Below are 7,632 nucleotides of genomic sequence, written 5' to 3'. Positions count from 1 at the left end.
CACGGTGTGCGTGGTGCCTTCCGTGCCGCGGTCGGCGGCGTGGACGTGGTAGCCGGTCACCTTTCGGACACGGGGTGGGGTGTCGGTCGCGTGGTGGTCACGGTGGATGGAGGTGCCGGCCGCGCTTGTGGGCGTGTGCTGGCGGGCGGGGACCTGGTCCTGCGTTCCCTTGGGGTACGGCGGCTCCGGGGATGGCACCCACCGGCTCCGTGCTCACGGGCACGGCGTCTCACGGCCACGGGCCCGGCGCCTCACCAGCCCGGCGCCCGACCCCCGCGGACAGCGCGGGGGTCGGGCACCGTGCGGGTGTGCACGGGGGCTCAGGCCAGGCGGGCCATCGCCTCCGTGGTCCGGTGGGCCGGGTTCGGCTCGGGCAGGCCGTGCGGCCAGCCGGGGCGGTACACCGTGTCGAGGTAGCGTTCGCCGAGGTCGGGGGCGATCGCGACCGCGGTGAGACCGCGGCGGGCGTGGGCGGACAGCCACTGGTGGGCGCCGCCGACGACCGTGCCGGTGGAACCGCCGAACAGGAAGCCCCGGGCGGCCAGCCTGCGGCAGACCTGAAGGGTGTCCGGTTCCTCGACGAGGACCACGTCGTCGATGTACGACCTGTCGAGCAGCTGCGGCGGCACGCTCGTGCCGAGCCCCGGGATCAGACGGACTCCGGGCGGGCCGCCGAAGGTGACCGAGCCGACGCTGTCGACGGCGACGATCCGCACCGGCCGCCGCCACTGCCAGAACCAGCGGGCGCAGCCCATCAGCGTCCCGGTGGTGCCGGCCCCGACGAACAGCACGTCCAGGTCCGGGAAGCGGCGCGCGATCTCCGGCGCCGTGGTGCGGTAGTGCGCCCGCCAGTTGCCCTGGTTGCTGTACTGGTTGAGCCACACGTACCGCTCGTCCGAGGCGCACAGCGCCCGCACGTAGGCGAGCCGTGCCCCGAGGTAGCCGTCGTGCAGGTCCGGCTCCCTGACCACGTGCACCCGGGTGCCGAGCGACTCCATCAGCCGGATCGTCGCCAGGTTGCACCGTGAGTCGGTCACGCACAGGAACCGGTAGCCCCGGCTCGCGGCGATCACGCTCAGGGCCACCCCCAGGTTCCCCGACGACGACTCGACCAGGACCGACCCGGGCCGCAGGGTGCCGTCCCGCTCGGCGGCGTCCACCATCTCGCGGGCCGCCTTCAGCTTGACGGACCCGGCGAAGTTGAAGCCCTCGCACTTCAGGAACAGCGGAAGCTCCAGCGCCGCCCGCAGGTCGACGTAGAGGTCTGACTCGTTGAACTCCGAAGGATCGGATATGACGGGCATGACGCCCCCCTCCTCATGCGCACGGGTCGTTCAGCCGTACCGGCGCAGCTCGTTGAAGAACCCGTCGACGACGTGCAGTTCGCCGCGCCGGGCCAGTTCGTCGTGGACGTACCGGCCGACGGCGAGGTCGAGCACCCCGAGGCCGAAGGGGGAGAACACCACCGTCCGGTCCGTCGGGACGGTCACCCGTCCGGTCAGCACGTCGTCGAGCGTGCCGTCGATGAAGTCCCGGCTCCCCGTGAGCCGTTCGGCCAGGTGCGGGGAGGTCTCGGCCTTGAGGCAGTGCTCGACGTCGTCCACGAAGTTGGCGGACGCGAGCAGGATCTGCGGGGCGAGATCGCGCAGGGACACATGCAGGACCAGGGGGTGATGGCCGAACCATGAGGGATCGTGGACGTGCGGGGTGCCGGCGACCGTGGCGAAGACGACCAGGTCGCTGGAGCGGATCAGGGACTCGGCCGAGTCGTGCACGGCCACCTTCCCCGGCGCCCCCGACCGCTCCAGGTAGCCGCGGAACCCGGCGGCGCTCTCCGCGGACAGGTCGTGCACCCCCGTCTCCTCGAACTCCCAGCCCGTGGCGGTGAGATGGGTGTGGATGTAGCGCGCGATCAGACCGGTACCGATGAAGCCCACCCGGGTCGGGCGGGTCCGGCCCGCGCTGAGCCTCCCGGCCGCCAGGGCCGCCGACGACGCGGTGCGCGTGGCGCTGATGACGGAACTCTCCAGACACGCGAACGGATAGCCGGTGTCCGGGTCGTTGAGGATCAGCACCGCCGACGCGCGCGGCAGCCCGGACCTGGTGTTCTCCGGGAAGCTGGAGATCCACTTCAGGCCGTCCACCCGCAGCGGTCCGCCCAGCGAGGCGGGCAGCGCGATGATCCGGGCCGACGGGCGGTCCGGGAACGTCAGGAAGTACGACGGCGGGTTCACCGAGTCACCCACTCCGTGCAGCCGGTACACGGCCTCGACGAGGTCCGCGATCTCCGGTTCCCTTCCGTGCAGGGCCCGTTGCACCTGGGCGCCGGTGACGAGCGCGAAGGACGGGGCGTCGACGGTGCTCATACGCCGCTCACCTCGCCGTCGGCGCGCAGCACCGGGTCGCCGAGCGCGGCCAGCACCTCGCGCGGCCCCTCGAAGGGCTCACGGCCGTGCGCGGTACGGATGTTGTCGACGAGCAGGAGGTCGCCGTCCTGCCACGGCTCGCGCACGGTGTGGGCGTCGTACACCTCGTTGATCGTGCGCACGACGTCCGCGTCGATCGGACTCCCGTCGCCGAAGCGGGTGTTGAAGGGGAGCCCGTCGGCGCCGTACATGTCCACCAGGTACTCGTGCACTTCCGGCTCCATCGTCCACTCGTTGAGGAACGCGATCTGGTTGAACCAGCAGGGCAGTCCGGAGGAGGGGTGCCGCAGGACCGCGCCGCGCCGCTGCCGGGTGTGCAGGGAGCCGTCGTCCTGCCAGGCGAACTCGATCGCCTGCCGGCGGCAGTAGCGTTCGACGGCCGTGCGGTCGTCGGTGCCGAAGGCCTCCTCGACGGACGCGCCGATCTCGTCGTGGTACGCCCGGGTCAGCAGCCAGCCCTCCCGTTCGAAGCGGGCGGCCAGGTCGCGGGGCAGGGCCCGGAGCACCGCCGAGGCGTCGGCGAGCGCGGTCGCGCCCCCGGAACCGGGCGCCTCCAGACAGGCGAACAGCAGCAGGCCCGGGAACTCCAACCCGTAGCTGACCTCGTGATGCATGCACATCTGCTGGTTGGGCGGCCACTTGGTGGAGGAGTACACGCCGTCGGCGTAGCGGCGCCGGGGCGCGAAGGGCTCACGGTCGGGCATCAGGCCGTCGGTCAGCCGGCGGAAGACCGCCTCGCTCGTCGAGGGGTCGGCGAGGCCCAGCCCGCGCACCAGGACACACCCGTGGTCGCGGACGAGGGCGCGCAGCGGCTCGCGGTGCCCGGCGACCCAACTCAGCGGCCCCTCCGTCGACTTGGCGTGCAGGACCGGTGGGGCGCCCGGGGCCGGGTCCAGGTACGGAAGCAGACTCGTGGAGGACATCTCTGGGTTCCTTTCAGCCGCGCCGGTCGAGCAGGTCCGCCAGGTCCGCGAGGACCGGGTGACGGACGACGTCCTGGAGGGTGACCGCCCGGTCCAGGGCGATCGCGAGACGCACGGCGGACAGCGAACTGCCGCCGCGGTCGAAGAAGTGGTCGAGGCGGCCGATCCGGTCGGCGGGCACGCCGAGCACCTCGGCCCATGCCTCCGCCAGCCGCCGCTCACCGGCCGTCACCGGCCCGCCGGCCGTCCCGGCGTCCAGGTCCTCGGCGAGCGCGGTGAGCGTCCTGCGGTCGGTCTTGCCGTTGGCGGTCAGCGGCAGCCGCCGACGCCAGTGCACGACGGCGGGGACCATGTACGACGGCAGCGAGGTCGCCAACCGCTCCCGTACCGTGTCCGCGGCCACCGGCTCGGGCCCGGCGCAGAACGCGGCGAGCTGGGTGCCCCGGACGACCACCACGGCCCCGTCGCGCACCCCGTCCACCCGCAGCAGCGCGTTCTCGATCTCGCCGATCTCCACGCGGAACCCGCGGATCTTGACCTGGGTGTCCCGGCGGCCGAGGAACTCCAGCTTGCCGTCGGCCCGCCAGCGCCCCACGTCACCGCTGCGGTACAGCCGTTCGCCGGGCCGGTACGGGTCCTCGGTGAAGGCGGCCGCGGTGCGCTCGGGGTCGTTGACGTACCCGCGCCCCACGCACACCCCGGAGAACACGATCTCGCCCGGCGCGCCCAGCGGCACGGGGACCAGGTCCTCGTCGACGACGTACACCCGCACATTGCGCACCGGCCGCCCGAGCGGGACCCGGTCGCCGTCCGGCACCCGGTCCATGACCTCGTGGTTGGTGTCGTCCGACGTCTCGGTCAGACCGTAGGCGTTGGCCAGGGTGATGCCGGGCTGTGCGGTGAACCAGCGCTGCACCAGCTCCCGCTTCACCGCCTCCCCGGTCACCGACACACAGCGCAGGTCCGCCAGTTCGCGCGGCCGCTGCCCCAGCTCGGCGAGCACGGCCTCCAGGTACGAGGGCACGACCTGGAGCACGTTCACCCGCCCCCGCACCAGCGTGTCCACGAACCGCGGCACGTCCAGGACCGTGTCCTGGCCCACGATCAGCGTCCGCCCGCCGGCGACCGGCCCGGCGAGCAGCTGCCACAGGGAGATGTCGAAGCACTGCGGCGCGGTCTGCGCGACCACGTCGTCCTCGCCGATCCCCAGGTCCTCCACCTTGGCGAGCACATGGTTGAGGAAACCGGCGTGCTCGCACATCGCGCCCTTGGGCTCACCGGTGGACCCGGACGTGAAGTAGATGTAGGCCAGTTGATCCGCCGCGACCGGGATCCCGAGGTCGTCGCCGGCGTGGTCCTCGGCGTACACGGCGTCGACGAACAGCGTCTCGGCGGCCGTACCGGAGAGCGAGCCGGTGCTGCCCTGCTCGGTGACGACGAAGGCGCAGCCCGCCCGGAACAGCGTCCGGGTGACCCGCTCGGCCGGGAAGTGCGGCTCGACCGGCAGGTACACCCCGCCCGCCTTGAGCACGCCGAGCACGGCCGCCATCCAGTCCAGGTTCCGCTCCATGACCACGGCGACGACGTCCTCGGCCGTGAGACCGCGGGCCAGCAGCGCCCGGCCGACCTGGTTGGCGCGGGAGTTGAGCTCGGCGTACGTCCACCGCCGCCCGTCCTGCACGGCGGCCACGGCGTCCGGGTGTTTCGCGACCCGCTCCTCGAACAGCTCGTGCACCCGCCGGTCCGGGAGCGCACGGACCGGGCCCGCCAACTCCTCCAACTGGAAGCGGAGTTCCTCCTCGGACAGCAGGCTCGTGCGGTCGGGGTGGAGGAGGGCGGTGAGGTGGTAGCCGGCGACGCGGGCGGCCGCGGCGGCGTCGAGCGCGCCGGTGCGGTACCGCAGCCGCAGTGCACCGTCGGAGACGGCGACGCCCAGGTCGTCGTAGGGAGTGCCCTCCGCCGTGCCCGAGAGGGCGGCGAGGACCTTGGTGCGGGCCGCGAGGAGCGCGGCGGGACCGGTCGGTGTGCCCTCGGGCAGCGGGACCGTGTACTCGGTGACGTCCGGTATCGGACCGGGCGTGCGGTGCGGAGCTGTTTCCATGACGTGCTTCCCCCTGTTTTCCTCGTGCGGGCGGTTCAGGCGCGGCGCAGCGCCACCGCCGGATTCCCGCCCCAGTGCGCCCCCGCCGGCATCTCCTCGCCCTTCATCAGGAAGGCGTCGACACCGAGCACGGCGCCGTCGCCCATCGAGACGCCGTAGTGGACCAGCGCGCCCGCCCCCACGGTGCAGCCGGCGCCGATGACGATGTGGTCGGACTTGAAGGTGCCGTCCTCCTGGGAGTGCGCCTGCACCTTGGAGTGGGCGCCGAGCGTGCACTCGTCGCCGATCGCGGTGAGCGTCCGCTCGGTGATGGCGACACCGTCGTCGAAGACCCGGCGGCCGATCCGGACGCCCATGAGCCGCCAGACGACGTTCTTGAACGGCGTGCCGTTGAACAGCTTGAGCTGGCCGTCGGGCACCTTCCACAGGCGCTCGTGCCACCAGAAGTACGGTTCGTAGATGGAGCACAACCGCGGCCGGAGCGGCCGGAACCGGGTGATCAGCCGCTCCACCAGCACGTAGTAGCCGACGGTGAGCGCGAGTGAGGCCATCAGGTAGCCGCCGATCAGCAGCCCGCCGAGGGCGCCCTGGCCGCCGTAGAGATCGACGACGGCGAAACCGAGGAGCGTCAGCCCGAACCAGTGCAGCCACCGGACGAACAGGAACAGGGCCATCGAGCGGGCGTTGAAGCGGTTCTTGGCGCTCAGGCGGCGGCGCAGTTCGTCGCCCTCGCGCAGGTGGTCGAAGCGGGTGTCGCGCTCCACCGTGCGCGGGATCTCGAAGGGCGGTGATCCCAGCAGGCCCACGCCCTCGCGGAGTTCGCCGTCGAGCGGGACCAGCACCTTGGTGGCGAGCAGGCAGTTGTCGCCGGTACGGCCGCCGACCGGGTAGGCGATGTGGTTGCCGAGGAAGTTGTGCCCGCCGATCCTGACCCGCGAGACGCGGAACGACGTGCTGGAGTACTCGGCGTTGAGGATCGACAGTCCGTCGGCGACCATCGTGCCGCTGCCGACGGTGGCCAGGTACGGCGTCTCGTGCGACACCTCGGTGCCGAAGTTCGAGCCGGTCTGTTCGACGCGTGAGAGGTCGTAGCCGATGGACCGCAGGTAGGGGACGATGTACGAGCTGTCCCCGCACAGCCACTTGAAGAACTTGATGTTGGTCATCCGGGCGATCGCGCGCTGCACCGAGTAGTGGAAGCCGTACAGCGGATAGACCCGGTCGGGGCGCAGGGCCAGGTTGAGCAGCCGGGGCAGCAGGGTGACGCCGACGAGGCCCGCGACGATCGAACCGGCGAACAGGACGAGGGACAGGAACAGGGCCTGGGCGTAGAAGGCGGCCGTCGCCAGTTCCCCCGCGTCCGGTTCCAGCAGCGGGTCCAGGGCCGGGACCAGGTCCATCACCAGGAAGGTGCCGCCGATCCCGAGCGGGACGTGGACGAGCAGCGTCTGCGTCAGAGCCGCCAGGGCGTACCCGGCCCGGCGTGCGGTGGTGCAGCGGGCCGCCGGGACCCGGATGTGGTCGACGTCGGTGGGGCGGGCCGGGGAGCCGTGCCGTCGCTCGCCGGCGGGGATCGCGGCGCCGTCGTACAGGGCGGAGGAGTGGCCGAGCTGTCCGCCGTCGCCGACGGACGTGCCGATGTCGAGGACGGTCTTCTCGCCGACGAAGACGTCCCGGCCGAGGGTGACCGGGCCGGTGCGGATCCGGCCCGCCTGCGCCCGGTAGCCGGAGAACAGGGCGTCCTTGCGGATCACCGTGCCCGCGCCCACGGTCAGCAGGTCCGTGCAGACCGGTACCGAGTGGGACAGGATCGTGACGCCCGGGCCGATGCGGGCACCGAGGGCCCGCAGGTAGAGGACGTAGAGCGGATTGCCCGCGAACAAAACCATCGGGTTGGCGTGCAGCAGCGCCTTGACCAGCCAGAAGCGCAGGTAGGCGAGACCCCACACCGGGAACTCCGTCTCCTTCCACCGGCCGACCAGCACCCACTTCGCCACCACGGGCAGGGTGCACAGGGCGACGAACAGGGCGCCGCCGAAGACCAGTGAGCGCAAGTAGACGGAGAGCAGTCCCTCGGCGCCGGACAGCCAGGCGTACCCCTCGGCGGTGGCGACACCGGCAGCGCAGCAGTACACGGCGAAAGCGAGGAACTGAACCAGCCCGCACAGCGCGTACCGGGCGG

General features: G+C 72.1%; 6 protein-coding genes. All 6 read right to left on the bottom strand.

The genetic code is table 11. The annotated features are described in order from the left end of the window. Positions 1-198: hypothetical protein (locus AOJ26_RS44395; RefSeq protein WP_053849322.1), on the bottom strand; the 198-nt coding region annotated here is incomplete at its 3' end. A gap of 122 nt (positions 199-320) precedes the next feature. Then, entirely contained in the window at positions 321-1,304 is a 984-nt protein-coding gene (sbnA, locus tag AOJ26_RS17940) for a 2,3-diaminopropionate biosynthesis protein SbnA (protein ID WP_053849321.1), read from the bottom strand. Between the two features lie 30 nt (positions 1,305-1,334). Further along, entirely contained in the window at positions 1,335-2,366 is a 1,032-nt protein-coding gene (gene sbnB, locus AOJ26_RS17935; protein ID WP_053849320.1) for a 2,3-diaminopropionate biosynthesis protein SbnB, read from the bottom strand. After that, positions 2,363-3,349 (bottom strand): TauD/TfdA family dioxygenase, encoded by a 987-nt coding sequence (locus AOJ26_RS17930; RefSeq protein ID WP_053849319.1) that lies wholly within the window; start codon positions 3,347-3,349, stop codon positions 2,363-2,365. The genes sbnB and AOJ26_RS17930 overlap by 4 nt, the downstream gene beginning before the upstream one ends. Before the next feature lie 13 nt (positions 3,350-3,362). After that, positions 3,363-5,450: a non-ribosomal peptide synthetase gene (locus AOJ26_RS17925; RefSeq protein ID WP_053849318.1), complete on the bottom strand. Its 2,088-nt coding sequence runs from the start codon at positions 5,448-5,450 to the stop codon at positions 3,363-3,365. Between the two features lie 35 nt (positions 5,451-5,485). Continuing rightward, positions 5,486-7,632: Pls/PosA family non-ribosomal peptide synthetase (locus AOJ26_RS17920; RefSeq protein ID WP_053849317.1), on the bottom strand; the 2,147-nt coding region annotated here is incomplete at its 5' end.

Source organism: Streptomyces sp. NRRL B-24085 (assembly GCF_001282115.1).
Taxonomy (GTDB): domain Bacteria; phylum Actinomycetota; class Actinomycetes; order Streptomycetales; family Streptomycetaceae; genus Streptomyces.
Note: the sequence above shows the minus strand (reverse complement) of the source record. Positions and strands in the feature narration are given on the sequence as shown.

What these genes read in the sequence shown, in the direction of transcription:
- sbnB (WP_053849320.1), bottom strand. Translation starts at nt 2,366, where the DNA reads ATGAGCACCGTCGACGCCCCGTCCTTCGCGCTCGTCACCGGCGCCCAG.
- sbnA (WP_053849321.1), bottom strand. Translation starts at nt 1,304, where the DNA reads ATGCCCGTCATATCCGATCCTTCGGAGTTCAACGAGTCAGACCTCTAC.
- AOJ26_RS17930 (WP_053849319.1), bottom strand. Translation starts at nt 3,349, where the DNA reads ATGTCCTCCACGAGTCTGCTTCCGTACCTGGACCCGGCCCCGGGCGCC.
- AOJ26_RS17925 (WP_053849318.1), bottom strand. Translation starts at nt 5,450, where the DNA reads ATGGAAACAGCTCCGCACCGCACGCCCGGTCCGATACCGGACGTCACC.